The sequence below is a fragment of the Synechococcus sp. L2F genome, assembly GCF_024345695.1.
GTDB lineage: Bacteria > Cyanobacteriota > Cyanobacteriia > PCC-6307 > Cyanobiaceae > MW101C3.
In genome coordinates, this window is sequence record NZ_JAGQBP010000001.1 from 550,501 (window position 1) to 564,024 (window position 13,524).

The 13,524-nt window shown below is 66.8% G+C and carries 12 protein-coding genes; 3 read left to right on the plus strand and 9 right to left on the minus strand.

Annotated features, from left to right (window positions below):
- Nucleotides 1-73 precede the first annotated feature (73 nt).
- Both KBZ19_RS02725 and psbP read right to left on the minus strand, forming a co-directional pair.
- Complete coding sequence (locus tag KBZ19_RS02725; RefSeq protein ID WP_255099686.1) at nt 74-1,264, minus strand: FAD-dependent oxidoreductase; 1,191 nt, start codon at nt 1,262-1,264, stop codon at nt 74-76.
- Between the two features lie 116 nt (nt 1,265-1,380).
- Nucleotides 1,381-1,965, minus strand: a complete 585-nt coding sequence (psbP, locus tag KBZ19_RS02730; protein ID WP_255100034.1) for a photosystem II reaction center PsbP — start codon at nt 1,963-1,965, stop codon at nt 1,381-1,383.
- Between the two features lie 126 nt (nt 1,966-2,091).
- Here psbP and recR point away from each other — a divergent pair, with 126 nt between their 5' ends.
- Both recR and lipA read left to right on the plus strand, forming a co-directional pair.
- The gene (recR, locus tag KBZ19_RS02735) at nt 2,092-2,673 is read left to right on the plus strand and encodes a recombination mediator RecR (RefSeq protein WP_094511027.1); all 582 of its coding nucleotides are present in this window, start codon (nt 2,092-2,094) and stop codon (nt 2,671-2,673) included.
- A 46-nt stretch (nt 2,674-2,719) separates the two neighbouring features.
- The gene (gene lipA / locus KBZ19_RS02740; RefSeq protein WP_094511028.1) at nt 2,720-3,628 is read left to right on the plus strand and encodes a lipoyl synthase; all 909 of its coding nucleotides are present in this window, start codon (nt 2,720-2,722) and stop codon (nt 3,626-3,628) included.
- Between the two features lie 9 nt (nt 3,629-3,637).
- Here lipA and KBZ19_RS02745 read toward each other — a convergent pair whose 3' ends face one another.
- From KBZ19_RS02745 to KBZ19_RS02760, 4 genes are all read right to left on the minus strand, one after another.
- The gene (locus tag KBZ19_RS02745; RefSeq protein WP_255099687.1) at nt 3,638-4,795 is read right to left on the minus strand and encodes a diguanylate cyclase; all 1,158 of its coding nucleotides are present in this window, start codon (nt 4,793-4,795) and stop codon (nt 3,638-3,640) included.
- The gene (locus tag KBZ19_RS02750; protein WP_255099688.1) at nt 4,795-6,555 is read right to left on the minus strand and encodes a bifunctional diguanylate cyclase/phosphodiesterase; all 1,761 of its coding nucleotides are present in this window, start codon (nt 6,553-6,555) and stop codon (nt 4,795-4,797) included. The genes KBZ19_RS02745 and KBZ19_RS02750 overlap by 1 nt, the downstream gene beginning before the upstream one ends.
- Before the next feature lie 259 nt (nt 6,556-6,814).
- Nucleotides 6,815-8,086, minus strand: coding sequence for a pyridoxal phosphate-dependent aminotransferase (locus KBZ19_RS02755; protein ID WP_094511031.1), 1,272 nt, complete (start codon nt 8,084-8,086; stop codon nt 6,815-6,817).
- A complete protein-coding gene (locus KBZ19_RS02760) occupies nt 8,083-9,201 on the minus strand; it encodes an NAD(P)/FAD-dependent oxidoreductase (protein WP_158217438.1) in 1,119 nt (372 codons plus the stop codon). Before KBZ19_RS02760 ends, KBZ19_RS02755 begins: the two co-directional genes overlap by 4 nt.
- Before the next feature lie 784 nt (nt 9,202-9,985).
- Here KBZ19_RS02760 and gap point away from each other — a divergent pair.
- A complete protein-coding gene (gap, locus tag KBZ19_RS02765; RefSeq protein WP_255099689.1) occupies nt 9,986-10,984 on the plus strand; it encodes a type I glyceraldehyde-3-phosphate dehydrogenase in 999 nt (332 codons plus the stop codon).
- Here the strand turns inward: gap and KBZ19_RS02770 are convergent.
- Genes KBZ19_RS02770 through KBZ19_RS02780 form a run of 3 tightly spaced genes read right to left on the minus strand, consistent with a single transcriptional unit; the run spans nt 10,966 to nt 13,522 of the window.
- Nucleotides 10,966-11,496: a hypothetical protein gene (locus KBZ19_RS02770; RefSeq protein ID WP_094511034.1), complete on the minus strand. Its 531-nt coding sequence runs from the start codon at nt 11,494-11,496 to the stop codon at nt 10,966-10,968. The genes gap and KBZ19_RS02770 overlap by 19 nt on opposite strands.
- Nucleotides 11,493-12,563, minus strand: a complete 1,071-nt coding sequence (locus KBZ19_RS02775) for a DUF952 domain-containing protein (RefSeq protein ID WP_255099690.1) — start codon at nt 12,561-12,563, stop codon at nt 11,493-11,495. The genes KBZ19_RS02770 and KBZ19_RS02775 overlap by 4 nt, the downstream gene beginning before the upstream one ends.
- The gene (locus tag KBZ19_RS02780; RefSeq protein ID WP_255099691.1) at nt 12,560-13,522 is read right to left on the minus strand and encodes a rhodanese-related sulfurtransferase; all 963 of its coding nucleotides are present in this window, start codon (nt 13,520-13,522) and stop codon (nt 12,560-12,562) included. The genes KBZ19_RS02775 and KBZ19_RS02780 overlap by 4 nt, the downstream gene beginning before the upstream one ends.
- Between the last annotated feature and the right edge of the window lie 2 nt (nt 13,523-13,524).

Consider the following 13,524-nt stretch of genomic DNA (forward strand, 5'->3'; position numbering starts at 1 on the left):
GGAGGCATCCCCTTCCAATGGTCAGGCCGCAGCAGGTGCATGGCCGCCAGCTTGGTGGGTCACGGGGTTCCTGTCAGCCCCCGCCCGCCACGGGGGCGGCGCCGGGCAACGTGGCCAGGGCAGCCGGATCACCGGCGATGGCGGCCGCCAGCAGCGGCGCCAGGGCCGGCACCAACGCAAAGGGCCCACCGAAACCGGCGAACACCCACAGGCCAGGGTCACCCGCCACCGCTCCCACCAGGGGCAGGCCCGGATTCGTGAAGCTCACCGGCACCTGAACAAAGCGACCCGGCAGCTCCGCCAGTGCCGGCAGCAGCCCCGCAAACGCCTGGCGCAGGCACAGCTCGGTGTGGCGGGGGTCGGGGGGTGGGCCCAGGTCCGTGCCTGGGCCCACCAGGGAGCTCTGGCCCAGCAGCCAGCCCGTACCGCTCGGCGCCCAGCCCACATCCACGATCAGCTCAGGCGCCTGCAGCTGGGCGGAGCGGTCTTCCAGGCCCTGCCGCTGGCCCAGCAACGGCATCACGATGGCATCACCGGAGGGCAGCGCCAGCGGCAGGCGGTCCACCAGCAGTGCGCCGGCCCAGCTGAACCGCAGACGCTGCGGCAACGACGGCCAAAGCGAGCGGCAACCGGCTCCGGCAGCCAGAACCACCTGACGGGCCCACAAGGTGTCGCCCACACCACCGCTGGCCGCTTCCAAGCGCAGGCGCCAGCCAGAGCGCGTGGGCTCGATGGCCGACACCCGCTGGATGAGCCGCCGCACCCCGGCCGCGCGCAACGCCACGGGCAGGGCAACCGCAAGCACCCCCACATCGACCCTGGCGTAGCCGAGCCGCAGGGTGCCTCCAGCGCCGCTGGCCGCCGCAGCCACTGGAGACGCCGCGCCGGCTGCGCCCGTCAGCGGTGGGCCGTGCTGCAGCTGATCGGCTCCGAGGTGACGGCGGGCCAGACCCTCCACCTGCTGGAGCACCCCCTCCTGCCGCTGCCGCGCAGCGGCGTCAGCGGCGGCGGGCCAATGCAGCACCAGATCGCAGGGGCTCAGGCCCAGGGGGCCATGGCGCGCCTCCAAGCGGCGCCAGTGGGACGGAGCGGCGGCCATCCAGCTGTCGAGCGGGCCCGGAGGCCCGGCCCACCAGGGGATGCCGCCGTAGCTGAGCGGTGTGGCGGCAGGCCCCGCCCCGTCCACCACCGTCACCGGCAGACCCAGGCCCGCGAGTTCGAGGGCAAGGAGGCCACCGGCCAGCCCCGCACCGATGACCACCACCGGGCCGCCGGCTGCGGAACCTGGCAGGGCCGCAGCATCGTCCAGGACCGCAGCATCGTCGATGGGTCCAGCCCCCCGCATGAGCTCCGCTTCCACCCTGCTGCCGCCGGGCCGCCTCAGATCTGCAGGGTGAAGGAGGTGATCACGTTATGGAAGAGCTCCTTGACCTTGCCCCAGCGGGCCTCGTTGGTGCTCACCGCCAGGGTGTAGAGCCGACCCCGGTCAGCCACCACCGTGGCCAGTTCGTGGCGGTCGCGATCCGCCAGGTGCACCGCGTACTCCAGGTCGTAAAACGTATGGCCACCGTCCTGGCGCTCCACCGCCTCCACCAGTTCCGCCTCACGGCCGCTGCCGGCCGGCGCGATCACCACGCGCCGCAGCTTTTCACCCACCGCCACGGCGCTGCCGAGATCACTCAGGTCGTTGGTGGGATTCACATCGGAGATCACCAGGCTGAGTGTTTCATCGCTGTTGATCAGGTCGTGGAACACCACCTGGGGGCCATCGCTCACCACCACGCGCGTCCAGCCTGTGGGATAGAGGAAGGCATAACGGCCATCGGGGCTCTGGAAGGCGTTCAGCCCGGCGGCCGCGGCGCTGCAGCCCGCCAGCCCACCACCAGCGATCAAGGCCCCGAGCAGCACGGCCAGCAGGCGGCTGAACCAGGGCCGGAGATCCGGCTGAAGAAAGCGGAGAGGCATGGCGGCAAGGGCGGCGGGATGGGGGAGCACCGGCGCCATTCTGTCGGCCGGCAGGCCGGGAGCTCTTGGCAGCGTCTTTAGATTCGGGGTCTTCGCGTCAGTTCTCTGAGCGGCTTCACCCGTCCCCTGGCCCGGCTGATCGACCAGTTCGAGCGCCTGCCGGGCATCGGCCCCCGCACCGCCCAGCGCTTAGCCCTGCATCTGCTGCGCCAGCCGGAAGAACAGATCCGCGCCTTCGCCGATGCCCTGCTCGCCGCCCGCAGCCAGGTGGGCCAGTGCCAGCGCTGCTTCCACCTCTCCGCCGAAGCCCTCTGTGAGATCTGCCTCCAGCCGGAGCGCCAGACCGGGCTGCTGTGCGTGGTGGCCGATTCCCGTGATCTGCTGGCAATCGAGCGCACCCGCGAATACAAAGGCAGCTACCACGTGCTCGGTGGCCTGATCTCGCCGATGGATGGCATCGGACCGGAGCTGCTGCACGTGCAACCGCTGGTGAACCGGGTGGATCAGGAAGGCATCAGCGAAGTGATCCTGGCGCTCACACCGAGTGTGGAGGGGGACACCACAAGCCTCTATCTGGCCCGCCTGCTGCGTCCGTTCACCAGCGTGAGCCGGATCGCCTACGGCCTGCCGGTGGGCAGCGAACTGGAATACGCCGATGAAGTGACCCTGGCCCGGGCGATGGAAGGCCGGCGGCGGATGGACGGATGAACGGCAGGCGGCGGATGGGCGCAACGCGCTCGATAGCCTGACGGTCATGGGTTCCCGCAGCCGTTACAGCGTCATCCCTCCGGCCGAGCGGCTGCCACCCTGGCTGCGGCGCCCGCTGGGCAACGCCTCCGAGCTGGAGCGGGTGCAGGCGGTGGTGAAGCAGGAGCGGCTGCACACGATCTGCGAAGAGGGGCGCTGCCCCAACCGGGGCGAGTGTTATGCGGCAGGAACAGCCACCTTTCTGCTGGGGGGCCCGATCTGCACCCGCTCCTGCGCCTTCTGCCAGGTGGAGAAAGGCCAGGCCCCTCTGCCGATCGATCCGGCCGAGGCCGAGCGGGTGGCGCAGGCGGTGGAGCGCATGGGCCTGCGCTACGTGGTGCTCACCGCCGTGGCCCGCGACGATCAGGCCGATCACGGCGCTTCCCTGTTCACCGCCACCATGGCCGCGATCCGGCGGCACAACCCACTGATCGCGATCGAAGTGCTCACGCCCGATTTCTGGGGTGGGCACCGGCAGGAGGCCAACGGCCGGGCCGCCCAGCGGCACCGCCTGCAGCAGGTGCTGGCCGCCGGGCCCGTGTGCTTCAACCACAACCTCGAGACGGTGGAGCGGCTGCAGGGGGAAGTGCGGCGGGGCGCCACCTATGCCCGCTCCTTGAACCTGCTGGCGGCGGCGCGGGAGCTGGCGCCACAGATCCCAACCAAATCAGGGTTGATGCTGGGGCTGGGCGAATCCAGTGAGGAGGTGGTGGCCACCCTGCGCGACCTCAGGGCCGTGGGCTGCCAACGCCTGACGCTGGGGCAGTACCTGCGCCCTTCCCTGGCCCACCTGCCGGTGGCGCGCTACTGGACTCCGGCGGAATTCGAGCAGCTGGGGGCGATCGCCACCACCCTGGGCTTCGCTCAGGTGCGCAGCGGGCCGCTGGTGCGCAGCAGCTACCACGCTGCCGGCTGAGCCGGCGGGTCATTGCGGCATCAGCTGGCAGGAGCGTTTGGTCTGACGGGCGCGGTTGAGGGCGATCTCAGCACGGGCAAGCAGTTCGCTGGCCTGGGCATCTTCTGGTTCGAGCAGCGGCCAATGGGTTTCGATTCCAACGCTGGCGCTCATGAACGGATCGAGAGCGGGGGGATGGGCGATCCTCAGGCCCTGGATCTCCACCACCAACTCAGCGGCAAGGCGCTCGGTTTCCGCACCGGTGACCGAAGGCAAGAGGATGGCAAAGGCATCCGCACCGACTCGTGCCAGCAAGGGGTTGTCGGCGCCCAGTCGCCGGGTGAGCAGCCTGGCGATCGCCTGCAGGCTGTCGTCGGCACAGAAATGGCCGAAGGTGTCGTTGTAGGCGCCGAAATCATCGAGATCCAGGATCACCAGGGAGAACGGATCACCGGTAACGCGCGACAAGGCAATCTGTTGACTCAGCTGCTGCTCGAAGCTGCCACGGTTGGAGAGTGCCGTGAGCGGATCCCGCCATCCCCACTGGCGGCCTTCATGGCCCACGCAGGCCAGGACGGTGGGAACCATGGTGCCCACCAGGCGTTTGAGCGCCGCCAGCTCCCACAACAGAAACCCGCCGGGCCGCTGGGTGGCCATCGTGAGAATCAGCTCATGGCTGCCATCACTGCCAAGGGGCACGGCGATGTAGTCGGTGTAACGCTCACGGCGCATATCTCTGGCCAGTGCATAGGGGATATCATCGGGCTTGAGGTTTTCCAGCAGCAGACGTTCGGGGGCTTTCTTCTCACACACCGCATGCAGCACGCTGGTGCGGTGATCCATGCCGGCAAAGAACTCACTGCCCCGGAAGAAGGAACGCACCACCTCCGGGTTCTCCACATCCCACCAATACTGAATGCCACCCTGGCCGGTTTCGATCGGAACCAGCGCCAGAGCAATGCGGTGCAGCGGGAAGCCGGCGGCCACCAGATGCCTGACGCCGTGCTGGAGAAGATCAGCTGGATTGCGATAAGGAGGTGGAAAGGTTTGATCGGCCTCCACCCAGATGGCCTTCAACGCACGGATGGCCTTGAGCTGCAGCTGATGGCGCCTTGAGGAGCCGGAGCCAATCATGGGAACGGCCGACAACTCTTGGTGATCATCGAACAGGGGGAAGGGTTCAAACATCAGATGCAGTCGGCAAGCATTTCAGAGCGCGACTGAATCAGCGCAAGGGTGTTGGGAGCATTCAGAGGGCGTCCGACTAGATATCCCTGAATATAATCACAGCCAAGTTTCCGGAGCACGTCCAACTGCTCCTGCCGCTCCACCCCCTCCGCGATCGCATGAAGGCCCAGCGCCTTGGCCATGCTGATCACCGCTTTAACGATTACTTCGTCCTCTTGGTTGCTGCCCAATCCTTCGATGAAGGATTTATCAATCTTCAGAACCTCAACCGGCAGACGCTTGAGATATCGCATGGAGGTGTATCCTGAGCCAAAGTCGTCGATGGCCAGGTTGGCCCCTAAGGCCTTGATCTGCCGGAAGGCTCGAAGGGTTGCATCAACATCTTCGATCAGCATCGTTTCGGTGATTTCGATGTAGAGGCGGTCCGCTGGAAAGTTCGATTCGAACAGCGCCATGGCGATCTGCTTTGGCGTGCCTGGATCCAGCAGACTGCGGACAGACAGATTCACCGAAAGGCCTAATTTCTGATCTGGACAGACCGCATGCCAACGAGCCATATGCTTGCAGGCCTGCTGAAGCACGATTGAATCGATCTGCACGATCAGCCCACTTTCTTCGGCCACTGGAATGAATTCGCTGGGAGAGATCAGGCCGTGCATCGGGTGCTGCCAACGGGCCAAGGATTCGAAGCCGAGAATCCGATGGTCGTGAACATCAAAGATCGGCTGGTAATAGGAGGTGATTTCGCCAGCTGCAAGCGCTCTTCGGAGATCCTGTTCCAAAGTGGCTGCCTTGAGGGCGGTGTTTCTCATCTGCTGATCGAAGTAAGCCAGGCAGCCCCGCCCGCTGGCCTTCGCTTTGTACATTGCCATATCGGCATTTTCAATCAGCACTTCAGCGGTGTCCCTGCCATTGGCGATCGCCACACCAATCGAGGCCGAATGACTGAGCAACTTGCTGCCGATCGTCATCGGCCGGCCAATCAGATCGATGATACGTGCCCCAAGAGCCTGAACCGATTCTTGAGAAGAACTTGAGCTGACGATGATGAACTCATCGCCGGAAAGACGCCCCACAAGATCACCGGAACGCACACATTGCCGCAGGCACTTGGCCACCGTGATCAGAAAACGATCTCCAGTGGTGTGGCCATGGGCATCGTTGATCAACTTAAATCGGTCAATGTCGATAAAAAGAACCGCCAATGATCCCTTACTGCCACCGCTGCGCAGGTTCGATTCCAGGCTGAGCGCCAGCTGGCTGAGCACGCGGCTGCGGTTCGGGAGCCCCGTCAGCAGGTCGTAGCTCGATTGATCCATGGCTGCACGGGTGGCGGATCGCTCCGCCAGCATCGACTTGCTGACCTGTGCACACAACTGCAGGCTCTGGGCCATGGCCTCGAGCAGCCAGCGCTCCTGAAGGTCGAAGGGAGTCTGATAGCGAGCAATCAGCAACACATCCAGGCCTGAAAGCAGGCACCAGTGAACCTGCCGCAGCCCCGTAGCCAAGCGCACTTCCGTGGGACGGTCCGCCGCAACCCGCAACAGCAGGGCCTGATCTTCCGCGCTCAGACCCACCGAGCAACGGAAGGATTGGTTGGTGATTAGGGCCGCTACATCGGCTTTGAGCGCCAGCGCCAGCTGGTCAACCACTTCATTTGTGGTGGATGGGTCCTCAATGGAAAAAGCAGCAAGGATGGCAGCATGGGCCCTCAACGACCAGGGGATACCCGTGGAGGTGTGCTCGCTCTCGCTCCTCATGGGATCACTGCATAGGGAGGGGCCCATGGGCACAAGCAGCTCGGACTTGAACGCCAGGCCCCTACGGCATCAACCGAGCCAGCGGGTGAGCGGAGCTGGAGGCGAGAAGAGGACACGGCATCACCATGGAAGTTGTTGGAGGAGTAGCTCGGTGAAGCTGCGGACCCTCTGAGAAGGTGGCTGCTAATGAGGGGAAAGCGGTGCAGGCAGCCTTGAATCACTCCAGCTTCATTCCAGGTTCATTGATAAGAATCTGAGCTTATCCATTGCCGTCCCGCCGGCCCGGTGCGCATTGCAACAGACTAATCGCAGGATCCTCAACGACTGACACACCCAGGCGTGGCCATTCCCGCAGGCCCCGTGCCAGCCGATCGAGACCTTCGGCCAGCACTCCCGCAGAGGTGGCGAAGCAGAGGCGTATGTGGCCCGCTGCCCCTGCCCCGAACCAGCGGGGGCTGCCGGGCACCACGGCCAGCCGATGCCGCTGCAGCAGCCACTCTGTCAGGGGCTCCACACCCCTCTCCCCGCCCGGCACCCGCACGAGCGCCACGTAGGTGGCATCGGGCGTTTCCACTTCAACGCCGGGCATGGCCCGCAGCAGCGTGATGGCCTGATTGCGGCGCTCCAGCAGATGCTGCTGGAAGGCCTGCAACCAGCGCAGCCCCTCCGGGGAATAGGCCGCCTCCGCCGCCACCTGGCTGAGGGTGGCCACCCCTGCCACCGTGGCGGGCTGCTCACTGGCCGCCAGCATGCGGGCACAGGCCTCGGCATCGGCCATGGCCACATAGCCCACCCGCAGGCCTGCCAGGGCAAAGGATTTCGAGAAGCCATGCACCACGGCACCCTGGGCCGCCAGGGCCGGCTCAAGCGCCAGCCAGCTGGTGAACACCGCCGGCGGGTACACCACCTCGCTCCAGATCTCATCGCTGAGCACGCGAATGCCGCGCTCCAGGCAGAAACGGCCGAGTGCCTCAAGCTCATCGCGCCGGAAGCAGCGGCCCAGCGGGTTGTGGGGGTTGCAGAGGCAGAACAGGCGCGTGCGCGGGCTGATCAGCCTGTCGAGCGCCTCAAGATCAAGTGGAGCATGGCGGTCGAGGCTCCAGAACAGCGGCGTGGCCCCCGCGGCGCGCACGGTGTGGGCAAAGAGGAAATCCGCCGGATCCCACACCACCGCCTCATCCCCCGGGCGGAGCCACTGGAGGGCCACCATGGCCAGGCCCGCGGCGGCGCTGTCCACGGCGATCACCCCAGCCGCGCTCACATCGGCCCCACGCTCCTGGCGCAGGTAGGTGGCCACGGCGGCGCGGAAGGAGGGCAGCCCCCCCGCCGGGCCATAGCTGAACACTCCGCCGCTGGCGTAGCGGATCACGGCCTCCCTGATCACCGGTGCTGCGGGAAAGTCGGGATCGGCGGCGGTGAGCGGAATCACCCCTTCGGCCTGCTCCGCCCAGCGCATGTTGTAGGCCCGCTCACGCAGCAGTTCGAAAGGAACGGCGTCATCGTCGAAACGGACGCCTTCAGCCCCATTCATTTCGCCAGTGGCAAAGACGTACTCTCCACCTCGGCCGGGGGACGCACGAACTGAGCCGCCATCGTGCGCCCAGCGTGCAGGTAGCGCTTCAGCGACGGATGGCGCTGGTGGTGGTAGGTGCTCAGGGCCCGGTTGAGATCCATAGGCAGCCGGCAGGCCAGCAGCTGCTCGGAGAGGCAGACCGCATCCTCCAGCGCCGTATTCGCGCCCTGGCTGGTGAAGGGCAGCAACGGATGGGCCGCGTCGCCCGCCAGCACCAGGTTGCCCCGTGCCAGACGGGGCGGGGGATCGATGTCGAGCGGCTGCCAGAGATGGGGCAGGGAGGGATGGGTGGCCTCGATCGTTTCACGCACGAACTGCGGAAAGCTGCGCAGGTGGGTGTCGAGGAAGGAGGAGATGGCGCCAGGCGCCGGGGGCGCGAAACGGTGGCTGTCGAACTGCACGAACCAGATCACCCGCCCCTTGGCCAGGGGCACCAGCCCCACCGCAAACCCGCCGCTGGGATCGAGCACCTTGACGAAGCGGTGGCCCAGGGTGGCCGCCACCGCCGGCAGATGGACACAGGCGACGATCTCGTTGACCCGGGCGCGGCGCGGCGGCACCGAGGGGCGATCGGCGGTGAGGTGGGCACGGCAGCGGGAGTTGACCCCATCAGCGCCCACGAACACATCAGCGCTGTGGCGCACCAGCGTGGCCTGACCGCCGCAGGCGAAGGAGGCCGAGAGCATGCGGTCGCGGTCGTGCTCGAAGGCTTCAAAGCGGTGATTGAACTGAATCACCCCGCGGGGCAGTCCGTCAGCCAGTGCCCGCAGCAGCGAGGGGCGGTCGACCGCGATGGTGTGGGTGACGGGGTGCTGGGCAATCGAGCGCCCGCAGGAGGAAAGTATCGAGACCCGCTCAAGCGCATGGCCGATACCACTGGCCAACACATCAATGCCGAGCGACTGCAGGGCGCGCTGGCCGTTCTCCAGCACAAGGAAGCCGAAGCCCTGGCGGTCCATGGTGGTGGAGCGCTCGAACACGTTGATCCGCTCACCGCCGCCGGCGCCGCCGCGGCAGAGGGAGCGGGCCAGTGCCAGACCAGCCACACCGCCGCCGATGACGGCCACCTTCATCTCAGAAAGACCCAGCGGCCCCATCGACCTTCGCTCCAGTGATTCAGAACTGTGAAACCAGATCTTCTCGCGAGCAGGTGAAGAAGCGTGCATCAAAGAACACGTTCGCACTGCATGTATGGGCCACCAAGACAACTTCAAACCTCAACATCATTGGAGCAGAATGTGAGCATGGCAAGATTTTCATGAGAGACGCTTGAGCTCGCCACTTGCGCCTACCTGCTTCATCTGCGGCCTGATCATCTGCTCCCCAGGGGCAGTGAGCCCTTCGCTGGCCGTGGGGTCTCACAGGAGATCTGGTGGATTCCTGGCAACCAGCCCGCTCCAACCACCATTTGTGTTACCAGAGCGGTTGCAATCCGTGCCAGATGCGGTGCCAGTTCACATCCTTTGTTCCGGATTCACCCACCAACACCATCAGCAAGCCTCTTGGGTGCACCCGCCACGCCTCACGGACCAGTCGCTCAGCGGACCGGAGGCGGACAGGTGATCGCTGAAGCAAAAGCGGACAGGCGGCATCAGCGGCAAAGGGGAAATCATTCGGAAGAAACTCGCTGACCACATGCGAATCATCGGTGCGCCCTTGTGCCCAACACTCGCTTGCCACAGGGCAACGCGCTGGCCAACCATTCACGACAAACCCTGTCAGCCGTTGCAGAGCCCTCCCAACGCCCTGTAAGGATTGGATGGCGATGCATCCAACACCCGCACAGTGTCGTCAGATCGCCTGCAAGGAAGCAACCTTGCGGGAGTCACACGCGGCATCACGCCAGAGGCTTCTTCCATGACCATCACCATCGGCATCAACGGATTCGGGCGAATTGGCAGGCTTGTGTTTCGCCGTGCCTTTGAAACCGAAGACATCTGTGTTGTCGGCATCAACGATTTGATGGATATCGATTATATCGCCTACATGCTCCGCTACGACTCCACCCATGGTCGCTTCAAGGGGGATGTGGAGATCGACGGCAACAACCTGATTGTGAACGGCCACCCGGTACGGGTCAGCGCCGAGCGGGATCCGAAAGCCCTGGCCTGGGGGGCGGTGGGGGCCGAGGTGGTGCTGGAGGCCACCGGCCTGTTTCTCACCGATGCCACGGCCAGGGCCCACATCGAAGCCGGCGCGCGCAAGGTGGTGCTCTCCGCTCCCTCGAAAGACGACACCCCGATGTTCGTGATGGGGGTCAATCACACCAGCTACGCCGGTCAGGACATCGTCTCCAATGCCTCGTGCACCACGAACTGCCTGGCACCGATCGCCAAGGTGCTGCACGACAGCTTCGGCATCAGCTCCGGCCTGATGACCACCGTGCATGCCACCACGGCCACCCAGAAAACCGTGGACGGCCCTTCCGTCAAAGACTGGCGCGGCGGGCGAGGTGCCGGGCAGAACATCATCCCGTCCTCCACCGGAGCGGCCCGGGCGGTGGGCAAGGTGATTCCAGCCCTGAACGGCAAGCTCACCGGCATGGCCTTCCGGGTGCCCACCCCCGATGTGTCCGTGGTGGATCTCACCGTGAATCTGTCCACCCCCACCACCTACGACGCCATCAAAGAGGCGATGCGGACGGCGGCGGAAGGGCCGATGCAAGGGGTGCTGGGGTACACCGAGGATGAGGTGGTGTCAGCGGATTTCGTGGGCGAAACCTGCACCTCGGTGTTCGATGCCAATGCGGGCATCGCCCTCACCGACACCTTCGTGAAAGTGGTGGCCTGGTACGACAACGAATGGGGCTACTCCTGCAAATGCGTAGACCTCATCCGTCACATCGCCAGCCGCTGAGCCAGGCGGGCGGATCGCCGCAGCCCTTCCTCGCAACGGCCTGACATCAACAGGCCGGAGCCGCCCCACACCAGCCGCAGGGGCAGGTCGCCCACGCCGGCGGCCAGCTCCCGCTGGGGCGTGAAGCCGAGGCGGCGAAAATACCGCACCAGGCGGCGATGTTGGCGTTCCTCATCGCGGATCGCCAACAGGCGGGCGCGCCGGCAGGGGGTGGCCTCCAGCGCCCAGGCGAACGTGGCCGCCCAGATCAGCGGGCCCACCGCCGGCGGTGCCTGCACCACACGCATGGTGTCGAGCTGCAGACCGGCGGCGGTGGGCAGCGCCCAGCCCTTGAGCTCACCGACCAGCGCAGGCGGGCCCTCCGGCCGGATGCAGGCCACCCCCACCCGCAGCGTCCACACCCCCAGGCGCCGGTCCACCTGCAGGCGCAGCAGCAGGCCCTTGGCCGCCGCCCAGCGCTCCAGGTCGTCCAGCGACGGCAGTGGTTCGAGGGAAGGCGCCGCGCTGCTCATGCCGCTTGCCGCACTGCCGTGCGCGGTGAGGCCGCCAGCTGAAGATCCAATGGCTCCGCCGCCACCACCGCGTCGAGGGCCAGCGGGCCGTGGATGTGGGGGAACAGCTCCGCGCTGCCGGCTGAGGACTCCAGCCGCAGCGGCACCGTGAGCCGAGCGGGATCGATCGAGAGCAGCACCAGTTCGGGGCCATCGGCGTAGAAGCGGGCCCGGGTGGCCGCCAGCTGATGGGCGAAGCACGCATGGATGAAGCCCACCTGCTGCAGGCTGAGGCCGCGGGTGGAGCGGCGGTAGACGCCCGCACGGCAGGCGTCCTGCCAGTCGGCAGCCAGGGCCAGGTGATGAACCAGACGCCCGGCAGGGAAGGGTCGGCCAGGAGCGTCGTCGCTCCAGGGCTCCTGCGGGGCCATCACCGCCGCCAGGGGGGCGCTGGCGAGGAAGCGGCCCAGCCAGGCCTGCAGCGCCGCCAGGCCCGGCAGGGCATCGAACCCCGCAGGATCCGCCAGGCGGAACTGGCGCACGAAGGGCAGCAGAGCCAGATCGGCCAGCGATGGCCTGGGCCCGAGCAGCCAGGCGACCCCATCAGCACCGGCGGCCTGCTCCAGCCGCCGGTTCCAGTCGCCGAGCACCTGCAGGGCCGCCTCGTGGTGGACCAGCGGATCGGCTTCAGGGTGGCGGCTGGCGTACTTGTAGCGATCCAGGTGGTGCTTGAACACCTCGTCGTTGCAGCGGATCAGCGCGGCCATCTCCCGTTGCGCCTCCGCCGCAGGCGCAGCAGCCGCAGCGAAGCCGGGGGTACCGCCACGGCGCAACAGCCAGTCGTCGGGATCATGCTGGTGCAGCATCAAGGCCATGATCTCCAGGCTCTGCTCGATCACCCGGCCATCCGGCAGCACCAGCACCGGCACCGTGCCCTTGGGTGAGGCCTGAAGCAGCTCCAGCGGCTTGGCCGCCAGCCGCACTTCACGCAGCTCCACCAGCAGGCCGGCCCGCTCGATCGCCAGCCGCGCCCGGATCGCATAGGGGCAGCGGCGGAAGCTGTAGAGCACCGGCAGGCCGCAATTCATGGGCAGGGGGAGCCGCCCGCCCTGGCCCCGATGTGCCGGCCCCCGCGGCTGGCGGCCAGCGTGCTCTGCCGCTGGCGCTCGGCGAAGCGGGCGCGGTCGGCGTCGCTGAAGCGATCGCGGCAGTGACGGCAGCTCACCCCCTGCACGTAGCTGTCGAGCTGGCGATCCGCAGGCGAAAGCGGCAGACCACAGGCGTGGCAGAGGCTGAAGCCACCGGGTTCAAGCCGGTGATTCAGAGCCACCCGCTGGTCGAACACGTAGCACTCACCCTGCCAGTGGCTCTGCTCGGTCGGCACCTCCTCCAGATAGCGCAGGATGCCCCCCTGCAGGTGGTGCACCCCCTCGAAGCCCTGCTGTCGCAGGTAGGCGGTGGCCTTCTCGCAGCGGATGCCGCCGGTGCAGAACAGGGCCAGACGCTCCGGGCGGCGGGCCTCCACCAGGGGAGCCAGCTGCTGATCCACCCAGAGGGGGAACTCCCGGAAGCTCTCCAGACCCGGATCGATCGCCCCGGTGAAGCTGCCGAGCGCCACTTCATAGCTGTTGCGGGTGTCGATCACCAGCGTGGTGGGATCGGCGATCAGCTCCTGCCATGCCTGGGGCAGGACGGGGGTGCCGGGCCTGGAGGCCGGCGTGGCCGTTTCCTCTGCGGGCGGGGGCGTCAGCTGCACCGCAGCGCAGCCCATCGTGACGATTTCGCGCTTCAGCCGCACCTTGAGGCGATGAAAGGCCTGCGCCCCACACCAGGAGGTTCTGGCCTCCAGACCGGCCAGGCCGGATTGGCAGCGCAGCAGCTCCAGCAGCGTTTCCACACCGGCGGCGCTGCCGCAGATGGTGCCGTTCACCCCTTCAGCCGCCACCAGCACCGTGCCCCGCAGCTCCGCCGCCTGGCCGACCTGCAGCAATTGCCGGCGCAGTTCAGCGGGCTGGGGGATGGGGGTGAATCGGTAGAAGGCCGCCACCC

Excerpts from the sequence above, each read along its gene's own strand:
- psbP (WP_255100034.1), bottom strand. The coding sequence starts at position 1,965 with ATGCCTCTCCGCTTTCTTCAGCCGGATCTCCGGCCCTGGTTCAGCCGC.
- lipA (WP_094511028.1), top strand. The coding sequence starts at position 2,720 with ATGGGTTCCCGCAGCCGTTACAGCGTCATCCCTCCGGCCGAGCGGCTG.
- KBZ19_RS02745 (WP_255099687.1), bottom strand. The coding sequence starts at position 4,795 with ATGTTTGAACCCTTCCCCCTGTTCGATGATCACCAAGAGTTGTCGGCC.
- KBZ19_RS02750 (WP_255099688.1), bottom strand. The coding sequence starts at position 6,555 with ATGAGGAGCGAGAGCGAGCACACCTCCACGGGTATCCCCTGGTCGTTG.
- KBZ19_RS02755 (WP_094511031.1), bottom strand. The coding sequence starts at position 8,086 with ATGAATGGGGCTGAAGGCGTCCGTTTCGACGATGACGCCGTTCCTTTC.
- KBZ19_RS02760 (WP_158217438.1), bottom strand. The coding sequence starts at position 9,201 with ATGAAGGTGGCCGTCATCGGCGGCGGTGTGGCTGGTCTGGCACTGGCC.
- gap (WP_255099689.1), top strand. The coding sequence starts at position 9,986 with ATGACCATCACCATCGGCATCAACGGATTCGGGCGAATTGGCAGGCTT.
- KBZ19_RS02770 (WP_094511034.1), bottom strand. The coding sequence starts at position 11,496 with ATGAGCAGCGCGGCGCCTTCCCTCGAACCACTGCCGTCGCTGGACGAC.
- KBZ19_RS02775 (WP_255099690.1), bottom strand. The coding sequence starts at position 12,563 with ATGAATTGCGGCCTGCCGGTGCTCTACAGCTTCCGCCGCTGCCCCTAT.